19 protein-coding genes are annotated in these 24,158 nt (G+C 70.2%); 8 read left to right on the top strand and 11 right to left on the bottom strand.

The window, feature by feature from the left end:
- Positions 1-307: 307 nt before the first annotated feature.
- From pelG to BLP73_RS03660, 5 genes are read right to left on the bottom strand one after another with little or no spacing between them, the layout of a single operon-like run.
- Positions 308-1,732 carry an exopolysaccharide Pel transporter PelG gene (gene pelG, locus BLP73_RS03680; protein WP_090740406.1) on the bottom strand — a complete coding sequence of 475 codons (1,425 nt, stop codon included), beginning with the start codon at positions 1,730-1,732 and terminating at the stop codon, positions 308-310.
- On the bottom strand, positions 1,729-3,237 hold the full coding sequence (gene pelF, locus BLP73_RS03675) for a GT4 family glycosyltransferase PelF (protein WP_090740403.1): 1,509 nt from the start codon (positions 3,235-3,237) through the stop codon (positions 1,729-1,731). Before pelF ends, pelG begins: the two co-directional genes overlap by 4 nt.
- Positions 3,234-4,040 carry a hypothetical protein gene (locus BLP73_RS03670; protein ID WP_139165882.1) on the bottom strand — a complete coding sequence of 269 codons (807 nt, stop codon included), beginning with the start codon at positions 4,038-4,040 and terminating at the stop codon, positions 3,234-3,236. Before BLP73_RS03670 ends, pelF begins: the two co-directional genes overlap by 4 nt.
- Positions 4,027-4,971, bottom strand: a complete 945-nt coding sequence (locus tag BLP73_RS03665) for a hypothetical protein (RefSeq protein WP_139165881.1) — start codon at positions 4,969-4,971, stop codon at positions 4,027-4,029. The genes BLP73_RS03670 and BLP73_RS03665 overlap by 14 nt, the downstream gene beginning before the upstream one ends.
- The gene (locus BLP73_RS03660; RefSeq protein WP_090740397.1) at positions 4,968-6,485 is read right to left on the bottom strand and encodes a hypothetical protein; all 1,518 of its coding nucleotides are present in this window, start codon (positions 6,483-6,485) and stop codon (positions 4,968-4,970) included. Before BLP73_RS03660 ends, BLP73_RS03665 begins: the two co-directional genes overlap by 4 nt.
- A 281-nt stretch (positions 6,486-6,766) precedes the next feature.
- Between BLP73_RS03660 and BLP73_RS03655 the strand changes: the two genes are divergently transcribed.
- Together BLP73_RS03655 and BLP73_RS03650 are read left to right on the top strand one after the other, a co-directional pair.
- A complete protein-coding gene (locus tag BLP73_RS03655; RefSeq protein ID WP_090740395.1) occupies positions 6,767-8,992 on the top strand; it encodes a polysaccharide deacetylase family protein in 2,226 nt (741 codons plus the stop codon).
- Position 8,993: 1 nt separating this feature from the next.
- Entirely contained in the window at positions 8,994-10,349 is a 1,356-nt protein-coding gene (locus tag BLP73_RS03650) for a hypothetical protein (RefSeq protein WP_090740393.1), read from the top strand.
- On the opposite strand, the gene BLP73_RS03645 is transcribed toward BLP73_RS03650, so the two are convergent.
- The 6 genes from BLP73_RS03645 to BLP73_RS03620 form a co-directional block, all read right to left on the bottom strand.
- The gene (locus BLP73_RS03645) at positions 10,291-11,376 is read right to left on the bottom strand and encodes an endo alpha-1,4 polygalactosaminidase (protein WP_245686539.1); all 1,086 of its coding nucleotides are present in this window, start codon (positions 11,374-11,376) and stop codon (positions 10,291-10,293) included. The two genes, BLP73_RS03650 and BLP73_RS03645, sit on opposite strands and share 59 nt — an antisense overlap.
- Before the next feature lie 119 nt (positions 11,377-11,495).
- Complete coding sequence (gene galE, locus BLP73_RS03640) at positions 11,496-12,617, bottom strand: UDP-glucose 4-epimerase GalE (protein ID WP_090740389.1); 1,122 nt, start codon at positions 12,615-12,617, stop codon at positions 11,496-11,498.
- 2 nt (positions 12,618-12,619) lie between these two features.
- Positions 12,620-14,443: a glutamine--fructose-6-phosphate transaminase (isomerizing) gene (gene glmS / locus BLP73_RS03635; protein ID WP_090740387.1), complete on the bottom strand. Its 1,824-nt coding sequence runs from the start codon at positions 14,441-14,443 to the stop codon at positions 12,620-12,622.
- A gap of 12 nt (positions 14,444-14,455) precedes the next feature.
- A complete protein-coding gene (gene glmM / locus BLP73_RS03630; protein ID WP_090740385.1) occupies positions 14,456-15,820 on the bottom strand; it encodes a phosphoglucosamine mutase in 1,365 nt (454 codons plus the stop codon).
- A gap of 407 nt (positions 15,821-16,227) precedes the next feature.
- The gene (locus BLP73_RS03625; RefSeq protein WP_090740383.1) at positions 16,228-16,917 is read right to left on the bottom strand and encodes a GntR family transcriptional regulator; all 690 of its coding nucleotides are present in this window, start codon (positions 16,915-16,917) and stop codon (positions 16,228-16,230) included.
- Positions 16,914-17,609, bottom strand: coding sequence for a GntR family transcriptional regulator (locus BLP73_RS03620; RefSeq protein ID WP_217630632.1), 696 nt, complete (start codon positions 17,607-17,609; stop codon positions 16,914-16,916). The genes BLP73_RS03625 and BLP73_RS03620 overlap by 4 nt, the downstream gene beginning before the upstream one ends.
- A 142-nt stretch (positions 17,610-17,751) precedes the next feature.
- Between BLP73_RS03620 and BLP73_RS03615 the strand changes: the two genes are divergently transcribed.
- Genes BLP73_RS03615 through BLP73_RS03590 form a run of 6 tightly spaced genes read left to right on the top strand, consistent with a single transcriptional unit; the run spans position 17,752 to position 24,158 of the window.
- Complete coding sequence (locus BLP73_RS03615) at positions 17,752-18,708, top strand: tripartite tricarboxylate transporter substrate binding protein (RefSeq protein ID WP_217630631.1); 957 nt, start codon at positions 17,752-17,754, stop codon at positions 18,706-18,708.
- A gap of 58 nt (positions 18,709-18,766) precedes the next feature.
- Positions 18,767-19,228, top strand: coding sequence for a tripartite tricarboxylate transporter TctB family protein (locus BLP73_RS03610; RefSeq protein ID WP_090740379.1), 462 nt, complete (start codon positions 18,767-18,769; stop codon positions 19,226-19,228).
- A 10-nt stretch (positions 19,229-19,238) separates the two neighbouring features.
- Entirely contained in the window at positions 19,239-20,771 is a 1,533-nt protein-coding gene (locus tag BLP73_RS03605; RefSeq protein WP_090740377.1) for a tripartite tricarboxylate transporter permease, read from the top strand.
- Between the two features lie 23 nt (positions 20,772-20,794).
- Positions 20,795-22,525 carry an L-arabinonate dehydratase gene (araD, locus tag BLP73_RS03600; protein WP_090740375.1) on the top strand — a complete coding sequence of 577 codons (1,731 nt, stop codon included), beginning with the start codon at positions 20,795-20,797 and terminating at the stop codon, positions 22,523-22,525.
- The gene (locus BLP73_RS03595) at positions 22,525-23,436 is read left to right on the top strand and encodes a dihydrodipicolinate synthase family protein (RefSeq protein WP_090740373.1); all 912 of its coding nucleotides are present in this window, start codon (positions 22,525-22,527) and stop codon (positions 23,434-23,436) included. The genes araD and BLP73_RS03595 overlap by 1 nt, the downstream gene beginning before the upstream one ends.
- Positions 23,433-24,158, top strand: coding sequence for a ribonuclease activity regulator RraA (locus tag BLP73_RS03590; protein ID WP_090740371.1), 726 nt, complete (start codon positions 23,433-23,435; stop codon positions 24,156-24,158). Before BLP73_RS03595 ends, BLP73_RS03590 begins: the two co-directional genes overlap by 4 nt.

Here is a 24,158-nt window from a genome sequence, read left to right as displayed (position 1 = left end):
TTGGGCGCTCGCGGCGGTTTTGTTGAAGATGTGTCGCGGGAGAGGATAATCTTTTTGGTTGTAGAATTCGGAGTTTCAAGTCATCGATTTTGCTAAATAATCAACTTCGAGTGGTGATATTGGGCGCATTGCCACTTGCGCCACATTCAAGCCGTAGATCAATTAAGGATAATCATGAGGCCGCGCAACTCGCGTTGAAGAAGAAGATGCTCCGATAGCTACTCATTCTGATTCGGAATACCTTCCGCAAGAGTTCTTCATTACAACGCTTTATGAAGATCGTCCCCCGCGCTGGCCCGGCCCGCTGTTAGCGCTGCACGTATAGCGACTCGTTCTCGCCGACGAAGAGGTGGTAGTCGTAGGCCCTCAGCGACATGTAGGCGAAGGGGAAGCAGATCGCCGCAGAGAGAATCGCGCTGGCCAGCATCGCGTAGGCGGACATGCCGATCGTGGCGTCGAGGATCACGCTGAGGATCAGGTTCAGGACCAGGAAGCAGCCCTGCACCAGGGCGAAGTGCCGGACGCGGTTCGCGACCAGCAGCAGCGTGCAGAACAGGAACAGGACCGAGTGGAAGAAGACCGCGATCAGCCCGACCCGAAGCACCAGAAGCTGGTCGAAGCTCAAGTCGACCCGGTCCACCAGGACCGGCGACATCATCACGAGCCCGATCGTGACGCTGGCCTGAACCAGGGCGATCGTGACGATGCCGGACCAGGCGACCTCCTCCAGACGGTCCACGCGCTGCCGCAGTAGGCCGTGGGTGGCGCGCGCGTCGAGGCTGGCGCGGAAGCGCTCGATGGCGGCGACGAGGTCGGTGCGGTGGAACATCAGCAGCCCGGCATAGGTCGGGATCGCCGACAGATGGGCCAGGAACATCACGCTGTCATAGCCGCTGAAATGCAGGAAGCCCGCGCTCGACCGTACCCCGGACGCGCCGAGCCAGAAGACCCACTTGTCGACCCAGATGCCGCAGATCGCGCAAAGGACGCCGGCGCAGAGGACCGCGTGCCGGCGCAGCAGGGCCAGCAGCTCGCGGAAGGTCGCGGTGAAGCTGGCGTAATCGCTGGAAAAGCGCTTCTGGATATGCCGCATCGACAGGGCGGCGCAGAGGCTGATGCCGGCCGAGAAGGACCAGATCAGGATCTCGGTCGTCGGCACGTCCACAACCATCACGCAGACGACCGACAGGACCATGCCGCCGGTGAAGGCCGCGATCAGGAAGGCGTAGGAGCCCATCGCCGCAAGGACCGCAAAGCAGGTCCAGAGGAGGGCGGCTGCCGTCGTCAGGCAGACGAAGCCCACCACGATGCTTGCGGGCCCGATCCCCAAGGCGAGGCTGACCGCCAGGGCCAGCAGCTGCGCGGCAAGGCCCGAGACCAGGGCCGCCGCCAGGAACAGCTCCGGCACGGGCGCCGTGTCGCCCGTGTCGATCCGCGCCGAGATGCGCCGCGCCGCGATCGCGCCGACGGGACCCGCGGCCAGCGGGGCGATGCAGAAGGCGTAGACCACCGTCAGCCGCAGGTCCTCGACCGCGGCGAAGCCCATCACCGGCGTCATGGTCACCGAGATCAGCGCCAGCGCGATGACCGAGACCAGCCACGGCCCCGCCGCCACGATCACCGCCGCGCCGACGCGGCTCGCCGCCCCGAGAAGCGGGTCCGACGCGATCCATTCCAGCTCGGCCAGCCCCGCCTCCAGCCGGTGCCGCCGCGAGGCCCGGGGCGTGATCATGCGGTCAGCTCGCGATAGAGGGCCTCGTAGCGCGAGGCCGAGATCTCGGAGGTGAAGTAGGTGCGGACGCGCTGGCGCAACACCTCTCCGCAGGCGGCACGCAACGCGGGATCACCCGCCAGCTCGACGATCGCCGCGCCGACCGCATTGGCATCCATCGGCGGCGCGACGCGCCCGGCCAAGCCGAGATTGGGGCGCTCGTCCGGCGCGCCCTCGATGATCTCGCGGCAGGAGCCGACATCGGTCGCGATGCAGGGAATGCCGGCGGCGCCCGCCTCCAGCAGGACGAGGGGCTGCGCCTCGCTGATGCTGGTCAGCACGACGATGTCGATCCGCGGAAGGTAGTCCGCGATGTCGACCTTGCCGGTGAACTCGATGCAGTCCTGCAGGCCCAGCTCGGCGACGCGGCGCTGGCAGAGGGCGACGTAATCCTCGTCCTCGTCCATCGGCCCCAGGATCAGCATGCGGATCGCGGGAAGGGCGCGCCGGGCGATGGCGGCGGCGGCGATGTAGGTCTCGATGTCCTTGATCGGCACGACGCGCCCGATCAGGGCGACGGTCAGCGGGTGGTCCGGCTCTGGCCGGATGGCGGCGAACTTCTCCAGCATGATGCCGTTCGGGATGACCTGCAGGCGGGCTTCCTCGGCGCCGAGCTGGCGCTGGAAGGACTGGTTGGCGCCGTAGAGCGTCGTGATCCGCCGGCTGCCCTGATAGGCGATGCGCGCGAAGGACTCGAAGGCGTGGATCCAGAACTGCCGGACGTCGATGCGCGGATCGGCGTCCGACATGCCCGCGTCGATGGTGTCGGTGATCCAGTCGGCCATGACCAGGTCGATGCGCCGCTCGGCGGTGTAGATCCCGTGCTCGGTGATGGCCGCGGTGCGCCCGGTCTGGCGCGCCGCGCGCACCGCGAAGAGGCCGGCATAGCCGGTCGAGATCGCGTGATAGGTGGCGGCACGGGGCACGGGCGCGGTCGCGACCGCCAGCAGGCTGCCGACGAGGTTGCGCCACGCCCAGAAAAAGTCGCTGAAGGCGGCCTCGGGCGCGATGCGGCGGTAGCAGTCGGTCAGGGCGTGCCAGGCCGCGGGCGAGGCGGTCAGCGTCGCGTAGTCGGGCGCGGCGGGCCGGTCCAGAAAGCCGAGCGGCTGCCTGCGCACCGGGCGCGCGACCAGGGCCATCAGCGCGTCGAAGCTGTCCAGGTCGCCGTCGTGAAGCACGCCGTAGAGCAGGTCCGCCATCAGCTGCCCGTCAAGGACCGGCTGGCGCAGGCTGGGCTGGCGGCTGCGCGGCGCCAGGGGCAGGACATGCAGCGCCTCGAGGTTGGGGGGCAGGGCGTAGCGGATCTCGCGCGGGCGCTCGTCCGCGACGAGGGCGACGACCGCGAAGCGGGTCTGCGGCTGGGTGCGCATCAGCCAGTCGAGCCAGGAGGACACGCCGCCAGCGACGAAGGGATAGCAGCCCTCGACCACGAGGCAGACATCGACCGCCGTGCTGCCCTCGGTCATGCGAGGCCTCCGCAGGAATAGCGCTTGAGCCGCGGCGCGGGCAGCAGCGGCGAGCAGCGGTCAACCGCTGCCGGAGGGGCGTGATCGGCGGCCAGCGCCAGAAGCAGCAGGCGGGTCTCGTCGTCCACGAAGCCCGATGCCGCGACCCTGTGGATCGTCGCGGCATCGGCCGAGGCCGGGTGCGCCAGGATCGCCTTCGCCTGCGCCTCGAAGCTGCTGCGCAGCTTGGCGTGGACGGCCGCGGCCTGCACGCGCAGCGCCGGCACGGGCGAGGCCAGCGCCGTCGCCAGCGCCGGCCGCATGTCGGGATGGTAGTGGCGCGAGATCGCGGCGATGGCGCGCTGCTGCTGCTGCATCGTGCCGGTGCGGAAGACCTGCACGAAGCCGGGCATGCCAGTCAGCGGCAGGGGATGGCGACGGCGCTGCGTGATGCTGTCGGCCAGCGCCTCGGCGGCGCTGGCGGGGCGCCGGCCTGCGCCGGTGCGTGCGGCATCGGCCGCGCTGCCGCCCGCCTGGCCGGGGCCGATGATCATCAGGGCGGGTCCGCCGAACGGCCCGAACAGCGCCAGGATCGCCGTCATGGCCCAGACCGCCGGTGCGCCCCGGCCCAGGATGGCGCGGCAGAGGCCGGCGAACAGCGCGACGACGCCGAGATGCAGGCCCATCGCCGCAATCATCGCCAAGTCCTGCATCAGCCAGGCCCGGACCAGCAGGATGTCCGCCAGCGCGGCAAGGCCTATCAGCGCGCCGATGCCCATGCCGGACGGCTGCGCCCGGCCCGAGGATGCCTCAGCCGCGGACATAGGTCAGCAGCCGGTTCGGGCGCTCGAGGCGCAGGACCGGGCGGTGGCGCTCGGCCCGCAGGCTGTCCTGCAACGCACGGCGCAGGGCGTCCATCGCCACCTCGTATCCCGCCGCCTCCGCTGCCGGCGCCTGCACCAGGATCAGCCCCGCCAGCGCCTCGTCGACCATCACCGCCGCGCCAAGCGCGGGCGGGTCCAGCGGCAGCGTGTGCCAGTCGGCGTCGCGCGCCACGTCCTCGGACGACAGGGCGGGCGGGCGCATCTCTGGCTGCGTCGCGGCGGCAAGGGTGAAGGCGCCGTCCTCCAGCGCCAGCCAGGCGCCCGGCGCCGGCAGGCACAGCCGCGCGGCCGCCACGAACGCGTCCTGCCGACGTGCCGCGTCCGCGCGGGCCAGCGCGTCCAGCGCCGCCAGCATCGCTGAGTTCGGGGCCGAGCCCGCGATGGCGACCATGCGCTCGGTCTGGACGACATAGGCGTCGAGGCGCCGGATCTCGTCGGTCAGCGTCTGGTTGACCTGCTGCAGGCGGTCGGCGGCCTGCCGGACCATCCGTTCCTGGCGCAGCTGGTGCTGGCGGTAGAGGCCGACCACCAGCGCCACCAGCAGCCATTGCGCCGGCGCCGTCGCGACATCGGCGTAATGCGCGGTGATGTCCACACCAAGCGGACGGGCAGGCCAGTCCATCAGCAGGGTCGCCAGCCCGACGACCGAAAGCCCCACGAACAGCCCGTGCTGCACCGCGGCCAGCAGGATCACGATCCAGAACGGGTGATAGGTCAGCCCGGAGAAGTAGCCCGGACCGAAGAACAGCGGCTCGACCGCATCGATGGCCAGCAGCAGCACCGCGCTGCCGACGAAGCCGCGCAGGAAACTTCCGCCATCGGCATCCGGAGCGATCATGTCCCGGGGAGGCAGCTCGGCAATATGGCTCATCTGATCCACGCGCTCTGGTTGTCATGGGGCAAGGCGATGGGCGAGGACGGCTTCGGGAGGGCCGAAAGGTCGTCGGGCGCTGGCGGCGTGGCAAGGGTCACGGTGACCAGATCGCCCGGCCGCACCGGTGCCGAGGTCTCGGCCGCGACGGGCGATCCGCCGGCGCGTGCAATCGTCACCTCCAGAGCCGCGGCGTCCTGACCCAGTAACCGCTCCTCGGCCGCGATCGCCTGCAGCTCGGTCGCGGCCGAGGCGATGGCCGCGTCGATGCGGCGCAGCTCGAGGGTCAGGTCCCGCTCTCGCGCGCCGGCGGACAGGGCCGCGTCCAGTTGGGCCTGTCGCCGCTCGGCCTGCAGGCGCAGCAGCAGGTCCTGCTTTTCCAGAAGGATGCGCTCGGAATCGACCGCGCGCATCGTGGTCTCTTCCAGCCGCAGGTCGCGGACCTGCAGGTTGCGCAGGCGCTGGCTCTGCTGGGCGAGGCGCGCGTTGTACTGGACCACCTGCTGCCGGGCGAGGCTCTGCTGGCGGCCGGCGATGTCGATCCGCTCGCTGAGGTCCGCGATGGCCTCGCGCGCGGTGTCGGCGCGGCGATCCTCGGCATCCAGCATCTGCACAAGGACACGCTCTTCGGCGGCGAGGCGGTCCGCGCCGAGCAGGCGCAGGACCTCGGGCCGCAGGGGGTCGTCACGCAGCGTCCGTTGGCCCGCGAGCATGGCCGCGACGCGCATCCGCTCCAGCGCCAAGGCGGCGCGCGTGCGCTCCAGCTCGGTGCGGCGGGCCTCGAGCGCGATCAGGCGCGCCTGGCTGGCGGGGTCGCGGCCGTCCAGCAGGCCGGCCTGGGCCAGCACCCGCTCGACCGTCAGGCCGGGGCTGTGGCCGTAGCTGCCCGGAGCGCGCACCGCCCCGCGCACCAGCACCGGCGGCCGGGCGGCGAAGGCGGCGGTGACCGAGGTCTGCGCGCCCATCCTGTCGTAGGCCGCGCGGGCGATGATCGCCTCGATGCAGGCCAGCCCGCGCCCGGCCAGCTCCACATGCCCGATGGCGGGCAAGGAGGCCGCGCCGGCCGCGTCGATGTCGTAGAGCCCCGACAGGTCCAGCCGCTCGAACACGATCTCGCTGGCGGGGAGGGGGCCGGCGGGACCTGTCGCGGCGGCCATGGCCGAGCGTTCGAAGAAACGCAGCTGCACCCGGTCGCCCACCACCGCAAGATCGTCCGATGCGCGGCGGTCGCAGAGGGACCCGATCTCCGGTGCCCTGGCCGCGACGAGGATCGACGGATCGGCCGCGCCATGGCCCGGCACAGGGGATTCTGCGATGGATGCCGGGTCCGGCCTCGGCACGCCCGCGCTGCCGTCGGGCACCGTCACCGCGCCGCCGCGCCCGGCCAGGGCCGACAGCCGCGCCAGCGCGCCTTGCAGACCGTCCTCTTGCAGGGTGGGGAAGGCCCACAGTCCGCCGATGCCGACCGCGACGATGGCCGCACTGACGAGGAAGCCGCTCTTATCGCTGGACAACTCGGCTCTCCATCTGCGTGCAAATCTCGAAACTCGATAAAGTCTTAACGATTGGGATACGAGGAATCGGTTTGTCGGTGCAATTGCCCTGAGGGAGAGTGCGGCCGGGGCGGCCGATGCGCCGGACTGCCCGAAGGGTGTAGGACCCGACCAAAGGTGAATGGGCTTCATCCCGAAGGCTGGATGGATTCGGCGGGTGCCGGGCGCTAGCGTCGGGGGTGTAATTTCTCGGGACTGGTGCCGGCCAGCCGCGCCGCCTCGGTCAGGGAGCATGCCGGGACATGACGCCGCTTCTCCGCCAGCTTCTGCTGCCCGCCGCGCTGGCCCTGCTGGCCGGCGCGACCGCGCCCGCCGCCTGCGAGGCGGTGCCCCGCACCACGCTCGCCCTCTATGACGGCACGCGTGAAGCCGCCCCCCGCGACACCCGCATCCACCGCTATGCCGAGCTGGTCCTGAACCATCTGGGCCAGGTCGTGGTCTATCATGACATCGCCCGCAACGCGGCGCCGCAGGTCGATCCGGCCTCGGTCGCGCTGGTGATGTCGTGGCTAGATGCGCCGGTGGCCGATGTCTCGGCCCTGGGCGCGTGGCTGGCGCAGGATCAGGGCTTCTGCGACGGCGGTCCCAGGATCGTCGCCTTCGACGACCTCGCCCCCTGGGCCGCGATCGATCCCTCGGGCCGGTCGATGGCGGCGATGGGGGTGACCTGGGATGCGGCCATCCGGGCGGTCGGCATCGGCGCGACTGTCATCGCCCGCGACCGCGCCCTGATGGACTTCGAGACCGACTTCCTGCTGGTCCCCGGCGATTACCGCGCTGTCGGTGCCACGCCCGCGGCGCGGGTGCTGCTGCAACTCGGTCCGCCGGAGGCGCCGCTGACGCTGGCCGCCATCGGGGCGGGCGGGGGCTATGTCCATGCCAGTGCCGCGGTCCAGGCCGCTCCCGGCGGCCGCGCGGCCTGGGTGATCGACCCCTTCGCCTTCTTTGAGGCGGTCCTGCAGCAGGACGCGGTTCCAAGGCCCGATCCCACCACCTTCCAGGGACTGCGCAGCTTCTTCGTCACGATCCTGCCGACGGGCTGGCTGGACCTGATGCCCGCGCCGGTCTTCGGCAAGCCGGACCGCCTGGCCTCGGAGGTGCTGGTTGAGCGCGTCATCGAGGCGTTCCCCGACCTGCCGATGTCGGTCGCCGTGCTGGCCGGGGACCTGGCCACGGAGATCGGCGGGCGCCATGCCGCGCGCGGCCGGCAGGCGGCGATGCAGGCCTTCGCCGCCCCGAATGTCGAGGCCGCGGCCGAGGGCTACAGCGACATTTGGGACTGGGACTTCTTCGCGCGCTACGACAGCAGCCAGGAGGCGCTGATGATGGCCGCGTCCGGCGGGCAGGGGACCGAGGATGCGCTGGTGACCTCGGCCTTCCAGATGCTGCGCGAGGCGGTGGCCGATCCCGGCATGGTCAGGAACGCGCAATGGGGCGGCGCGCCCCGGCGCTACGCGGGCGTGCCCTTCGACCTGAACCGGGAACTGGCCGGCGCGATGAGCGACGTCACCGCGCTGGCGCCGCCCGCCCGTCCCGTCGGCCTCTTTGCTTGGAGCGGCAACGCGCGACCCTTCGACACTGCGCTGAGGGCCGTCGGCGAGGCAGGCCTGCCTGGCATCGGCGGCGGCGGCGGGATCATGGATGCCGCGCGGCCCTCGGTCACCGGCCTCTGGCCCATGTCGGTGCAGGTCGGCGATCAGCGCCAGGTCTATGACGCGCTTGGCGGCGACGCGGCCTTTACCGGCTACTGGACCGAGCCGCTCTCCGGCCTGCACGCCCTGCCGCAGACCTTGCGCCTGACCGAGAGGCCGCGGCGGCTGAAGCCGTTCCAGCTTGCGCTGGCGGCGCGCTCGATGATCCATTTCCAGACGCTGCGCGCGGTGCAGAACGCCCTGCGACTGGCCCGCGAGGCCGAGATCGTGCCGATCCGCGCCTCGGCCTATGTCGCGGCCGCCGAGGGCTTCGCCCGGATGCGGATCATCCCCGAGGGCCCGGACCTGTGGCGCATCCGCGACGGCGGAGCGCTGCGGACGCTGCGGCTGGACGATGCCGCGGGCCGGGTGCTGGACATGACCCGCAGCGAGGGCGTGATGGGCGCGCGCCGCGTGGGGACCAGCCTCTTCGTCGCGCTGGCGCCGGGGGTCGAGGCGCCTCTGGTCTCGCTGTCGGCGGGCCGCGATCCAAGCGGCATCGCGCCGGGCGTGGGCGCGCCTGCCCTGTCCTCCAGCCGCCCCGTGATCGAGACCTGGGCGCGCGGGGACTGCACGCTGGATTTCCAGGTTTCGGGCTTCGCGCCCGGCCCGGTGACGCTGAAGACGGCGCCGGGCGCGCGGCTGGCGGTTGCGGTCTCGGGCGTCGATGACGGGCGGCCGCGGGCAGCCACGGCCGATGCGGGCGGCATGCTGACCCTCGTGGTTCCCGCGGCGCCGGGCGGCTTGCGGGGCGTGTCGATCAGCGGAGGATGCTAGGATGCAGCGACGCCTGAGCCGCGATGTCGCCATCGGCGCGCTGGTCCTCTGCTGCGGGGTCGTCGGCGGGCTGGTGGCCCTGCGCCCCGCCCCCGAGGTGCGCTTCGAGGCCGGGCTGGCGCAGCTCGAACCCGATGCGGCGCTGCTGCAACTGCGCGAGGCGCAGGGCCGGATGACGTTCCACGACAATCTCGAGCTGCTCTACGGACAGCTTCTTCTGGCCGACGGGGATCTGGGGGCCGCGCGGCAGTCTGCCCTGCGCCTGCTGGCGCGCAGCCCCTCGACCGTGGCGGCGCTGGACATGCTGGCCGAGATTGAGGTGATCCAGGGCGACCTGCCGCGCGCCGTCGTCGCCCTGCGACGGGCCTACCACACCGCGCCCTCGGCCGAGCGGCGCTCGCGCCTCGCTGGCTACTACGGCGCGCTGAGGATGGCGGATGCCGAGCGCGCGCTGCTGGCCTCGGTCCCGTCCGAGACGCTGACCCGGGCCGAGATCGACCGGCTGTCCCTGCTGCTGATCGATGCGGGGCAAATCGACGCCTACGAGGCGCTGCTCTCGGGCCTTGCCGAGGGGCAGGGGCCCGACCACCTCGTCTTCAAGCGGCGCTGGCTGGAATACCTGGTCGAGAGCGGCCGGCCGACTGATGCCGTCGCCGCCGCGTCGCGATGGCTCGAGCGGCCGGACGCCGCCGCGGTCCTGGAGGCTTCGGTCCAGGCGCTGATCGGGCGGGGCGCGGTCGACGCGGCCATACGCCTGGCGCGGGCAGGCTTTGCGGCCGCGCCCGAGCACGGGCATGTCGCGCTGCCCGTCCTGGCCCGCACCGGCCATGGCGGCGTCGCGCGGATGCTGCAGGACGAGTGGCTGGCCGGCCGCCAGACCCTTGGCGCGGGGGATTGGGCCACCCTGACCGCGATGGCGGAAAGCACGGGCGATCTGCGCGCGCTGCACGCGGCACTGGTCTCGGGCAAGGGGCCGGCCGGTCCCGACGCGACCGCCGCGGCGCTGATGCAGTTCCTGCGCTATCGCGGGCCGGTGGCGCTGGTCCCCTACCGCGGCCTTCTGGACGGCGTAGTTATCGAGAAGGCGCCTCTGCTGGGTGCGGCCTGGTCGATCTGGCGCGCCGACCTGGCGGGCGGCTACCGCGATCTGGTGGCCGCCGCGCAGCAGCCGCTGTCGGATTGGGACCAGCTGATCTGGATGTCGCTGGCCGAGAACCTGCGCGGCACCTCGTTCCACCGCCAGCTTCTGGCCGGCGCCGCCACGCATCCGGGCCTGCGCCAGCGGCTGCGCGAGGCGGTCACTCCCGCGCGCCCGCTGGACGCGCTGGCAGCGAGATCGGCGCCGAGACCCGGTTGAAGCTGTCATCCTCGGCGAGGGCCGGGTGGAAGCCCCGGTCCAGCGCGCTCTCGACGATGAACCGGCCAAGGGCTTCGGGCGTGGTCGCGGGAAAGGTGGTGGCGAAGTCCAGCGACATCACCGCCACGCCCTGGTCGCGGAAATCCTGCTGAAGCGCCTCGATCGTGTGGGCATGGGTGCCGGGGGCGGAGACGTTCTCGATCAGGATCGCGTCGATGGCGCGCAGATAGGCGGCGAAGGCCCGCCGTGCGGCGGGGTCCGCGCCGTCGCCGGCGGCGTCCCGGCCGATGAAGGCGCCGTTGTTGACCACGATGAAGGCGTTGCAGTTCCACTGCCGCGCGCGCACGGCGATCAGGCCGACCAGATGCATCATCTCGCGCGCCATGCCGGGCGCATCGGCCGGTCCTTCCGGCCGGTGCCCGGCGGGCCAGCTGAGGCCCGGGTCCATCGCGTGGTTGTAGTAGTGCAGGACGTCGTCCAGGAACAGCCCGTCGATGCCGGTCTGCATCATCCGGTCCACTCGGTCCAGCATGATGGCGTGCCAGTCGGGCGACCAGAAGGCCGAGAGGTGATCGCCCGCGCCCGCCACCGGGCCGTACCAGTCCGGCGTCTCGCTTGGGCGGTGGGCCCAGTAGTCGCGATAGGTCTCGACCTCGCCGACATTCAGGTAGCCCAGCACGGGCCGCGACCCGTTCCGGTTGATCTGCGCAATCTCGGCGGACGTGAAACGCTCTTCGACGCCGGTCGCGCTGTCGGGCGCGCCGACGCGCGTCGTCTCGATGATCAGCAGGCCGTGCGGCTGGCGCGACAGGGCTTCGGCATCGTAGGACGGGCCCCAGTATTGCACGCCATAGCCCCGCGCCAGCGCCTGCGACAGCCGGGCGGCGCGGCTGCGCGGGTTTGACATGACGCAGTCGCGGTCGCCGGCGCTGGCGGGAGGCGCGAGGGCCGCGGCGGGCTCGGCATGGGCGGGCGCGCCGGTCAGCAGCGGGCCGGCCAGCCCGGAAAGCGCCGCGATCAACGACAAAGGCTTGAAGGGCAAGATGCGTCCTTTCGAGACAGGAACGTCCCGGTCATGGTCGAGTGCCGGCCCGCAGGCGGCAGGTTGCGGCAGGTCCCGAGGCGCAGACATCGGGCCGCCCCGTCTCAGCTTGCCGGGCTGACGCGCTCGCTGCGCGCGGCCGGCCCCGTGCGGCTGCCGGAGACGAGGGTCGGGCGGCTGTCCTGCGCCGCCTTCTGCTGGAAGGCCCAGTGATCGGCGCACATCTGGTCGAGGTCGTGCAGCGCCTTCCAGCCCAAAAGGCTGTGCGCCAGACTTGGATCGGCCAGCGAACGCGCGGCGTCGCCGGGCCGGCGGGGCGTCAGCTCGTAGGGGACCTGGAAGCCGCAGGCCCTCGAGAAGGCCGCCAGCACCTGGAGCACGCTGTAGCCGGTGCCGGTCCCGAGGTTGATCTTCTGGTGGCGGTTCTGCGGGGCGGCGCCGAAGATGTGGTCGATGGCGGCGACATGGCCGCGGGCCAGGTCGACGACATGCAGGTAGTCGCGGATCCCGGTGCCATCCGGCGTGGGATAGTCGGACCCGAAGACCTGCACCTTCTTGCGCAGCCCGGCGGCGGTCTGGGCGACATAGGGAAAGAGGTTGTTCGGCGCGCCCTTCGGGTTCTCGCCGATGAGGCCGCTGGAATGCGCGCCGACCGGGTTGAAGTAGCGCAGCGAGATGGCCCGGAAGTCGCTGTCGGCGACGGTGAGGTCCTCGATGATCTCCTCGATCATCAGCTTGGTGCGGCCATAGGGATTGGTGGCAGAGGTCGGCGCGGTCTCGTCGATCGGCATCACCTCGGTCATGCCGTAGACCGTGGCCGAGGACGAGAAGATCAGCCGCGAGACGCCCGTCGCCTGCATCGCGCGCAGCAGCGAGACGGCCCCGCCGATGTTGTCGCTGTAATAGAGCAGCGGGTCCGCGACGGATTCGCCGACGGCCTTCTTGCCCGCCAGGTGGATCACGGCGTCGACCTTGTACTGGCGCAGAAGGTCCGTCACCAGCGCCTGGTCGCGCACGTCGCCCTCGACCAGGGCGACCGAGCCGGGGGCGATGCGCGGGATGCGCGCGACGGTGTAGCGGTCTGAATTCTCGAAGTTGTCGAGGATGACCACCCGGTGCCCCTCTTCCAGCAGCGAGACCACCACATGCGATCCGATATAGCCGGCCCCGCCCGTCGCCAGGATGGTCCTGCCCGTCTGAGGGGGCCGGTCGTTCGTGTTCTGCATCATCATTCCACCGTGACGGATTTGGCGAGATTGCGGGGCTGGTCCACGTCGGTGCCCTTGGCGAGGGCCGCGTGATAGGCGATGAACTGGACCGCCACGGCATAGAGGAAGGGCGCGACCAGCGGGTCGGCGCGCGGCAGCGTCACCGAGCGCCAGACCTCGCCGGACATCTCGGCGCAGGCGTCGGCATCCCCGATCATCGCGACGCGGCCCTTGCGGCCGATCACCTCGCGCATGTTCGAGGCCAGCTTGTCGAACAGCGCGTCATGCGGGGCCAGCGCGATGACGGGCGTCGTCTCGTCCACCAGCGCGATGGGGCCGTGCTTGATCTCGCCCGCGGCATAGCCCTCGGCATGCATGTAGGTGATCTCCTTCAGCTTCAGCGCACCCTCGAGAGCCAGAGGGTACATCAACCCCCGCCCGAGGAACAGCGCGTCGCCAGCCTCGGAGATCTCGCGGGCCAGGGCCTCGATCTGCGGCTCCAGCGCGATCGTTTCGGCCATCAGCCGCGGCACGGTGGACAGCAGGTCCAGCCGCGCGCGCTCGCCGGCGGCGTCGATCACGCCGCGCTGGCGGGCGATCATCACGGCCAGCGCCGAAAGGCACAGCACCATGGCGGTGAAGGCCTTGGTCGAGGCCACGCCGATCTCGGGGCCGGCATGGATCGGCAGCGCGACATCCGCCTCGCGCGCGATGGTCGAGGTGGTGACGTTGACCAGGCCCAAGGTCGTCTGGCCCATCGCCTTGGCATAGCGCAGGGCGGCCAGGCTGTCGGCGGTCTCGCCCGACTGGCTGACGACCATGGTGACCCCGCCCCGCGGCAGCGGCGGCTCGCGGTAGCGGAACTCCGAAGCGATCTCGATCTCGACCGGAAGCCGGGCCACGCGCTCGATCCAGACCTTCGCCACATGCGAGGCGTAATGGGCCGTCCCGCAGGCGACGATGGTCAGGCGCGGCACGGCCCGCCAATCAATCGCCTCTGCCGCGCAGGAGACGCGGGTGCGATCCTCCGAAATCCAGGCGCCAAGCGCGCGGGCGATGACGCTCGGCTGCTCGTGGATCTCCTTGGCCATGAAGTGGCGGTGCTGGCCCTTGTCGGCGAGGATCGTGTCGATGGCGATGGTCTGGACCTCGCGGCGGACCGGGTTGCCGCCCGCGTCGTGGATGCGGATCGTGTCGCGGGTCAGGACCGCCCAGTCCCCCTCCTCGAGATAGCAGATGCGGTTGGTCATCGGCGCCAGCGCGATGGCGTCCGAGCCGACGAAGCTTTCGCCCTCGCCAAGGCCCACGACCAGGGGCGAGCCGCGCCGCGCGCAGATCAGGATGTCGGGCTGCCCGTCGAAGACGAAGCAGAGCGCATAGGCGCCCCGCAGCTTGGCGATGGTGGCGGCCGCGGCATCCTCGCAGGAGAGGCCCCGCGCCAGCATCGAGGCGCAGAGCGTCGCGATCACCTCGGTATCCGTCTGCGATTCGAAGCCGTAGCCAGCCGCCGTCAGGTCGCGCTTCAGCTCCTGGTAGTTCTCGATGATGCCGTTATGGACCACGGCCACCGGCCCCGCGCGGTGCGGATGGGCATTGGCCTCGGTCGGGCCGCCATGGGTCGCCCACCGGGTATGGCCGATCCCGGTCGTGCCCGGCAACGGCCGGTCGGTCAGCAGCCGTGCCAGCGCCGACAGCTTGCCGGCCGCGCGGCGGCGGTCGAGGATGCCGCCCTCGAGCACGGCGATCCCGGCCGAATCGTAGCCGCGATATTCCAGCCGCTCCAGCGAGGCCATCAGGATGGGGGCGGCGGGGCGGTTGGCGATGACTCCGATGATTCCACACATGGCGCGCCCTCCTCAGGCGGTACGGAACAGCTCTGGACGGGCTTCGGCCGACAGGACGTGGCCGATCTCGTCCGCGATCTCGGACAGCAGGTCGGTGTCCTCGCCCTCGGCCATGATGCGAACGAGGGGCTCGGTTCCCGAGGGGCGCACGAGGACGCGGCCCATCCCGCCGAGCCGGCCGGTCATGCGCTCGATCACCGCGGCCACGGCGGGCCGCTCCAGCAGGCCGGCGCCCGGCTCGATCCGCACGTTGCGGGTGATCTGCGGCAGCGGGGTGAAGCGCGACAGCACCTCGGAGGCGGGGCGGTCGGCCTCGCGCATGGCTGCGAGCGCCTGCAGGGCCGCGACGAGGCCGTCGCCGGTGGTGCTGAATTCGGACAGGATGATGTGGCCGGACTGCTCGCCCCCTACCGTGCAGCCGGTCTGGCGCATCCGCTCGACCACGTAACGGTCGCCGACCCGCGTGCGCAGCAGCGCGATCCCTTGGCCGGCGAGGTGGCGCTCCATCCCGGAATTCGACATCACCGTCGCCACCAGCGTGTCGTTGGCCAGCGCGCCCCTGGCGCGGGCCCGTTCGGCGATCACGCACATCAGCTGGTCGCCGTCGATCAGGCGCCCCTTCTCGTCGATCAGGTGCACGCGGTCCGCGTCCCCGTCCAGCGCGATGCCGAGATCGGCCCCATGCGCCAGAACTGCGTCGATGCAGGCCTGCGGCGCGGTCGAGCCGCAGGCCGCGTTGATGTTGACGCCGTTGGGCTTCGTCCCGACGCGGATCACGTCGGCGCCCAGCTCCCAGATCAGCTCGGGGCCGACCCGGTGCGCGGCCCCGTTGGCCGCGTCCACGACGATGCGCAGGCCGTCCAGCCGCAGCCCGCGCGGGAAGGCGCGCTTGGCGAACTCGATGTAGCGCTCGCCGGCCCCGTCGATGCGCCGGACATGCCCGATCTGGGACGGCTCGGCCAGATCGCCGCGGTAGCCGATGGCCGCCTCGATGGCGGCCTCGCGCTCATCGGGCAGCTTGTAGCCGTCGGCGCCGAAGAACTTGATCCCGTTGTCCTCGAACGGGTTGTGCGAGGCCGAGATCATCACGCCCAGATCCGCGCGCAGCGAGCGCGTCAGCATCCCGATGGCGGGCGTCGGCAGCGGTCCGGTCAGAAGCACGTTCATCCCGGCCGAGGTGAAGCCCGCCACCAGCGCGCTTTCGACCATGTAGCCAGAGAGCCGCGTGTCCTTGCCGATCAGCACCGAGTTCGCCTGACCCGAGCGCGAGAGGTGACGGCCGGCCGCCCGACCGAGCTGCAGCACGGCCTCCGGCGTCATCGGCCAGGCATTCGCGCGCCCCCGCACGCCGTCGGTCCCGAAAAGCTTGTGGCGCATGTCTGAAACTCACCTCTTGAGGGTTTCACGGGTATCAGCGGAGAACATGAGGAAATCGCTAGCTTTTTGATCGGGCGCGATCAGGCCCGCGCTGATCGCGGTTCAGCGGGCCGCGATCCCGCCGGTCGCGCAAGACCGCGCGTCCCTGTCCGCAGCGGGCTGACGCCCTGAGTCGCCACCGCGCCGCGAAGTGTCACCGAAGGATCGACATCTGGCATCACGTTCATCCCGACTTGCCCGCCGAAAGGGCCAGACGCCGCATTGGCATCTTCCTGTCGCCTGATCATCTCGCGCAGCCGTGGACATGATCAATCGCTGCGTCGGCTAGTAGCCGTCGGTTGACCCCTTCACCCTTAAGCTATGACACGACAGTGATCCGTCACCGCTTTTTCGGCGTAAGGGGGCTGTCAGAACGCGGCCGCCGCGCGGCGATCTCCCGCGTCCGCGGTCGTGAAGAACTCGGGCCGCTCGCGGGTCAGCCTTTCGCCCAGCAGGATCGATTGCGACAGGTGGCGCTTCATCGCCGCGGCTGCCGCCTCGGGATCGGCCGCGGCGATACCTGCCGCGATGCAGCGATGATCTTCCAGGATCTGCTGCGCCTTCTCGGGCTGCATGAGGTGCAGGGCGCGCAGGCGGTCGATATGGATGCTCTCGCGGCGGATGACGCGGTGCACGGCGGCCAGCCCCGCGGCCTGCAACAGCGCCTCGTGAAAGGCCAGATCCAGCCGCGCGAAGGCGTCCATCTCGGCCCGCTGCGCCTCGGCCTCCTGCATCCCGATCAGGGCCTTCAACTGCTCGACAAGCCCCTCGGGCAGCGCGGCGGCAAGGCGCGCCGCGGCCTCGGCCTCGATGGTGCTGCGCAAGACATGGATCTGCCGCGCGTGGTCGAGGTCGATGCGCGTCACCTGTGTGCGGGACTGCGGCATGATGGTGACGAGGCCGGCATCCTGAAGCCGCAGCAGGGCGTCGCGCAGCGGGGTCGAGCTGGTGCCGTAGCGGGCCGCCAGATCCGCCCGCGACAGGACCGCGCCGGGCGGCAGCTCCAGAGACAGGATGCGGCGGCGCAGATCCTCCACCAGGCCATCGTCGGCTGTCACGACACCTTCCTCCGCACGGGCCCGCCTTCATCCACGAACAGCTCCGGCCGCTCCCGCAGGTGGCGCTCCATGAAGACCAGCGAGCCGGCGACATGTTCGCGCAGAAGATCCGCCGAGCGATCCGCATCGCCGTCCGCCAAGGCCTGAAGGATGGTCTCATGCTGGGCCAGCGGCACCTCGACGCTGCCGCGGGCGTTGCCCTGGATGAAGCGGATCCGGTCGAGGTGGCCCTTGCGCGCATGGATCACCGACCAGACCTCGTGAAGGCCTGCCGCTTCGAACAGAGCCTCGTGGAAGCGGTCGTCCAGAAGGATGAATTCGGCATGATCGTTGCGGGCTGCGGCGATCTTCTGCGCCAGCAGGATCTCGCGCGCCGGCTTGAGGTCCGCCGCGGCTTGCTGGGCCAGCCGGCGCGAGGCGGGGATCTCCAGGTTCTCGCGCATGAAATGCGCCAGCCGCACGGCGCGGGGCGAAATCCCGGCGACGAAGGTGCCGTGCTGCGGGGCGACGGTGACGAGGCCGTGCTCCGCCAGCCGCAGGATCGCCTCGCGCAGAGGAGTGCGGCTGACGCCGAAGCGCTCGCACAACTCCTTCTCGAGCAGCGGCTGTCCGGGCTGCAGTTGCAACGTCACGATGAGGTGCCGCAGCTCGTCATGCACGATCTCGGCCCGTGACCGCTTGCGCCTCTGCATCCCGAACATCCTCCTCTCCCTGTTTCCGCAGTGCCAGCAGACATGCGGTCCCGCAACCGAATTTAGGCTTGCTGCATCGTCACAAATATATTAGTGCGTCAAATCGGGTAAAGGGCAATCTGCCCAAGGGGAGGAGATCGACATGAACATGAAGGCACTGATCGCGCTGACCGGCATGGCCGCCAGCCTCTACGGCACCGCTGCGATGGCGCAGACCGACTGGCCGCAGCGCACGGTGAACGTCATCATCGGGGCCAGCCCCGGCGGCGATACCGACTTCAACGCCCGCACGATGGCGCGCTACTTCGAGGAGATCACCGGCACCAGCATGGTCATCACCAACATGCCGGGCGGCGGCGCGACCATCGCGACCTCGGCGGTGCGCGATGCCGATCCGGACGGCTACACGATGCTCTTCGGCCATACGGGCCACCTGATCGTGACCGAGGTCTCGGGCCTGGCCGATTACGGCATCGACGACTTCGAGATCTGCTGCATCCCCGCCATCGACCAGGGCGCGGTTTTCGTCGCCAGCGCCAGTTCGGGCCTCACCTCGGTTGCGGACGTTCAGGCGGCCGAGCCGGGCAGCATCACCTTCGGCACCGAGTTCGGCGGCTATTCGCACCTGCAGGGCCTGATCTTCCAGCAAGGAACCGGCGCCGAGATGATGGTCGTCGACACCGGCTCGGCCTCGGAGAAGATCGCGAACCTCCTGGGCGGGCGGATCGACGTGGCGGGCATCGCCTATGGCGCGGTGCAGGACTACGTCACGGCCGGGCAGATGGTCGTGCTGGGCCAGCCCAACGAAGAGCGCAACCCGCTGCTGGGCGAAGTCCCGACCTTTGCCGAGCAGGGCGTCGACTTCGTGATGAACAATCCCTACATCATCGCCTTCCCGAAAGGCACCGATCCCGAGATCGTCGCGAAGATGGGCGAGGTGATGGAGCAGATCACCCAGATCCCGGAATATGCGACCGATCTTGAGCAGGGCTTCCGCCAGCCGGTCAGCTTCCTGCCGCAGGCCGAGGCGATGGAGCGTCTGAACGCGATCCGCGACGCCTACATGCCCTATCGCGAGGCGCTGCAGGCCGCGCGCTGATCCTCGCGGGCGCGCGCGGCGCGCCCACCGTTACACCTGACATGGCAAGGGGGCGGCGATGCGGCTCAAGGACACTCTGGTGGCCCTGGCGATGACCGGGGCGGGTCTGGGCTATCTGGGCATGATCGCGGGTCTGCCCGTGCGTGACGGCGTCGACGCGACGACAGTGCCGACGATCCTCGCCTGGATGATGATCGGCCTTGGCCTGATCGAGCTGGCGGGCGCGCTGCGCCGGCCCGGAGAGCCGGGCGAGAAGGGCGTGGGCAACATGGTCACCGTCGCGCTGACGCTGGCGCTGATCGCGGGCTATGTGGCGGCGCTGCGGCCCTTGGGCTTCCCCATCGCGACGGCGATCTACCTCTTCCTGCAATTCCTCGTCCTGACCCCGAGGGACGGCGGCCGGCCCTTCGCGCGCTATGCCGGGCTGGCGGTGATGGCCGCGGGCGTCATCTTCGCGACCTTCCGCTATGGCTTCGACCTTCTGCTGCCCGCCGGGCCGCTGGTCGCCTGGCTGAACTGAGAGGCGGGCCATGTTCGATCTTCTCCTGCAAGGTTTCGGCAACGTCTTCTCGTTGCAGATCTTCATGCTGATCACGGTTGGCGTGGCGGTCGGCATCGTCTTCGGTGCCGTCCCCGGCCTGACGGCGGTGATGGCCATCGCGCTGTGCCTGCCGATGACCTACGGGCTTGGCCCGGCTGCGGGGATCAGCCTGCTGATCGCCTTGTTCGTCGGCGCCACGTCCGGCGGGCTGATCTCGGCCATCCTGCTCAAGATCCCGGGCACGCCCTCCTCGATCGCCACAACCTTCGACGGCGGCCCGATGATGGAGAAGGGCGAGGGCGCCAAGGCGCTTGGCGTCGGCATCGTCTTCTCGTTCATTGGCACGATCATCTCGATCGGCGCGCTGATGTTCATCGCGCCGACGCTGGCGCGGGTCGCGCTGTCCTTCGGGCCGCACGAGTATTTCGCCATCGCGGTCTTCTCGCTGACGCTGATCGCGACGCTCTCCTCGGGGTCCATGGCCAAGGGGATCTTCGCAGGCGTGCTGGGCTTTGCCGTCTCGACCGTGGGCATCGCGCCCGTGGACGCGACCGCGCGCTTCACCTTCGGCCAGGTCGAGCTGAACGCCGGCTTCAACATCCTGACCGTGCTGGTGGGCATGTTCGCCGTGGCCGAGATCATCAAGGTGGCCGAGACCGCCCGCAACCCGCTGGCGGGCAGCACCAAGGCGGCGATGGTCCGCATCAAGGGCTTCGGCTTTTCCATGGCCGAGTTCCTGGGCCAGATCCCCAACGCCCTGCGCAGCGCCTTTCTGGGCGTCAGCATCGGGATCCTGCCGGGGATCGGGGCGGGCACCTCGAACATCATCAGCTACATCGTCGCCAAGAAGCGCTCGAAGACGCCCGAGCAGTTCGGCAAGGGCACGATCGAGGGCGTCGTCGCTTCGGAAACCGCGAACAACGCCGGCATCGGCGGCGCGATGATCCCGCTGCTGACGCTTGGCATTCCAGGCGACGCGGTGACCGCGATCCTGTTGGGCGGATTGATGATCCACGGCATCCAGCCCGGCCCGATGCTGTTCCTGACGCAGGGACCGTTGGTCTACACGATCTTCGCCGCGCTGATCGTGTCCGCCTTCATGATGCTGCTGCTCGAGTTCTGGGGCCTGCGCATCTTCATCCGGCTGCTGGCGATCCCCAAGCACATCCTGCTGCCTGTGATCCTGGTCCTCTGTGCCGTCGGCGCCTTCGGCCTTGCCAGCCGCGTCTTCGACATCTGGACCATCCTGGGCTTCGGCGTGCTCGGCTACGCCTTCGTCAAGGCGGGCATCCCGACCGCGCCCTTCATCATCGGCTTCATCCTCGGCCCGATGGCCGAGACCAGCTTCCGCCGCGGCCTGCAACTGTCGCGCGGCGACTACATGGGGTTCGTCACGAACCCGATCGCGGGGACGTTCCTCGCCCTCGCCGTCATCTCGATCGCCTGGCAACTCTGGGGCGAATGGCGCAACGCGCGGCGCCCCGCGGCGGCGGGTTCCCTCAGGCTCGGCGGCGAAGAATGACCGCCCCTGCGCAAGGACAGACCATGACCAAGACCCCCGACCAACTGCGTTCCGCCCGCTGGTTCGCGCCCGACGACCTGCGCAGCTTCGGCCACCGTTCGCGGATGATGCAGCTGGGCTATTCCGAGGCCGACTTCATGGGGCGCCCGATCATCGGCGTCCTGAACACCTGGTCCGAGCTGAACAGCTGTCATTCGCACTTCCGCGAACGCGCCGCCGACGTGAAGCGCGGCGTTCTTCAGGCGGGCGGCCTGCCGGTCGAGCTGCCCTCCCTGTCGGTCGATGAAAGCTTCACCAAGCCGACCTCGATGCTCTACCGCAACCTTCTGGCCATCGAGACCGAGGAACAGATCCGCGCCCACCCGCTGGACGGCGTGGTGCTGATGGGCGGCTGCGACAAGACCACGCCCGGCCTGATCATGGGCGCGCTGACGGCCGGCGTGCCGATGATCTACCTGCCCGCAGGTCCGATGCTGGCCGGCAACTATGCAGGGGCGCGGCTCGGGTCCGGCTCGGACGCGTGGAAATACTGGGACGAGCGGCGGGCCGGCAACATCACGGACCAGCAGTGGCAGGGCGTGCAGGGCGGCATCGCCCGCTCGGCCGGCGTCTGCATGACCATGGGCACGGCCAGCACCATGACCGCCATCACCGACGCGATGGGGCTGACGCTGCCCGGCGCCTCCTCGATCCCTGCGGTCGACAGCGGCCACCAGCGCATGGGCGCCGATTGCGGCCGCCGCATCGTCGAGATGGTGTGGGAGGACCTGACCCCCGACCGCATCGTGACCGAGGCCGCCGTCCGAAACGCTGCCATCGTCGCCATGGCCACCGGCTGCTCGACCAACGCGGTCGTCCACCTGATCGCGATGGCCCGCCGCGCGGGGGTCGAGCTAACGCTGGACGATCTGGACGCGCTTGGCCGTACGACGCCCCTGATCGCCAACGTCCGCCCCTCGGGCAAGGACTACCTGATGGAGGACTTCTTCTACGCGGGCGGCCTGCGCGCGCTGATGAAGCAGATCGCGGACCGGCTTGACCTGTCGGCCCTGACCGTCACCGGCAAGACCATGGGCGAGAACCTCGAGGGCGCGGTTGTCCACAACGACGACGTCATCCGGCCGCTGTCGAACCCGGTCTATCACGAGGGCTCGCTGGCGGTGCTGCGCGGGAACCTGTGTCCCGACGGCGCGGTGATCAAGCCCGCCGCCTGCGATCCGAAGTACCATGTCCATGAGGGCCCGGCGCTGGTCTTCGACAGCTACCCCGAGATGAAGGCGGCGGTCGATGACGAGAACCTCGACGTCACGCCCGACACGGTGATGGTGCTGCGCAATGCCGGCCCCCTGGGCGGGCCGGGCTTCCCCGAATGGGGCATGCTGCCGATCCCCAAGGCGCTGATCAAGCAGGGCCACCGCGACATGCTGCGCATCTCGGATGCGCGTATGTCCGGCACCTCCTACGGCGCCTGCGTGCTGCATGTCGCGCCCGAGGCCTATATCGGCGGCCCGCTGGCCCTCCTGAAGACCGGCGACATCGTGCGGCTGGACCTGCCGAACCGCCGCCTCGACATGCTGGTGGACGAGGCCGAGCTAGAGGCCCGCCGCGCCGCCTGGAAAGCGCCCGAGCCGCGCTATCAGCGGGGCTGGGGCTGGATGTTCTCGCAGAACGTCACGCAGGCGGACAAGGGCTGCGACTTCACCTTCCTCGAGCGCGGCTTCGGCCCCGCGGCGAACGAGCCGGAGATCTTCTGATGATGACGCTGGACCAAGCCCTGACAGGCATCTCGGGCATTCTCGTGACGCCATACGACCAGGCGGGGCAGATCGCGCCGGCCAAGCTGGCGCCGATCCTCGACCGTGCGCTTGGCGCGGGGATGCACATGCCGGTCGTGAACGGCAACACGGGCGAGTTCTACGCCCTGACGACCGATGAGGCCTGCACCATGGTGCGCGAGGTTGCCGGCCTCATCGCCGGCCGCGCGCCCCTGCTGGCGGGTGTCGGCCGCGCGCTGCCGGACGCGATCAGGCTGGCGAAGGCTTCGGCCGGGGCAGGCGCCACGGCGCTGATGGTCCACCAGCCGCCCGATCCCTTCGTGGCGCCCCGGGGAGTCGTCGACTACCTCATGGCGCTGACAGACGCCTCTGGCGGGCTGCCGATGATGGTCTATCTGCGCAACGACACCATCGGCACCAAGGCCATCGCGAATCTCTGCGCTGTGCCGGGCGTGCGCGGCGTCAAATGGGCGACCCCGAACCCGCAGAAGCTGGCCGAGGCGCGCGCCGCCTGCGATCCTTCCATCGTGTGGGTCGGCGGGCTGGCCGAGGTCTGGGCGCCGACCTTCTACGCCGTCGGCGCACGGGGCTTCACCTCGGGCCTCATCAACATCTGGCCCGAGCATTCCGTCGCCATCCACGCCGCGCTGGAGGCAGGCGACTACCACAGGGCGAACGCCCTGATCGAGAAGATGCGCGTCTTCGAGGACATCCGCGCGCAAGAGATGAACGGCACCAACGTCACCGGCGTGAAGGCCGCGCTGATCGCGCAGGGCCATGACTGCGGCCCGACCCGCGCCCCTTCCGCCTGGCCCCTGACGGCGGCGCAACAGGCGCAGCTGGATGGCTTCATGACAGACAACGAACTCTGCCCGAAGGAACACGCATGACCGACTATGTCCTGTCCGACGCCACGCGCGAGAAGCTGAAGAAGGTCTCGACGGCCTCCGTGGCGACCGCCCTCTACAAGCGCGGGCTGCGCAACCAGTTCGTCCAGGGCGTGGTCCCCGTGGAGCGCAAGCCGGTGACCATGGTCGGCCAGGCCTTCACCCTGCGCTATATCCCTGCGCGCGAGGACCGCAACCCGATCACCGTCTTCAGGAACCGCGACCACAAGCAGCGCGTCGCGGTCGAGACCTGCCCCGAGGGCCATGTCCTCGTGATGGACGCCCGCAAGGACAGCCGCGCCGCCACGGCCGGCTCGATCCTGATCACCCGGCTGGCGCTGCGCGGTGCGGCGGGCGTGGTCTCCGACGGCGGCGTGCGCGACGCGGCGGGCATCGGGGCGCTGGACATGCCGGCCTACTTCGCGCGTCCCTCGGCGCCCACGAACCTGACGCTGCACGAGGCCATCGACATCAACGTGCCGATCAGTTGCGGCGACGCACCGGTCTTTCCCGGCGACGTGATGCTGGGGGACGGCGACGGCGTCATGGTCATCCCCGCCCATCTCGCCGACGAGATCGCCGAAGAGTGCACGGGCATGGAGTCCTACGAGGACTTCGTGCTCGAGCAGGTGCAGGCCGGCGCCGGCATCATCGGCCTCTATCCGGCGACGGACGAGGAGAACCTGACGAAATACGCCGAATGGCGCGAACGGACAGGACGCTGA

Origin of the sequence: Paracoccus tibetensis (assembly GCF_900102505.1) — a bacterium.
Lineage (GTDB): Bacteria > Pseudomonadota > Alphaproteobacteria > Rhodobacterales > Rhodobacteraceae > Paracoccus > Paracoccus tibetensis.
Note: the sequence above shows the minus strand (reverse complement) of the source record. Positions and strands in the feature narration are given on the sequence as shown.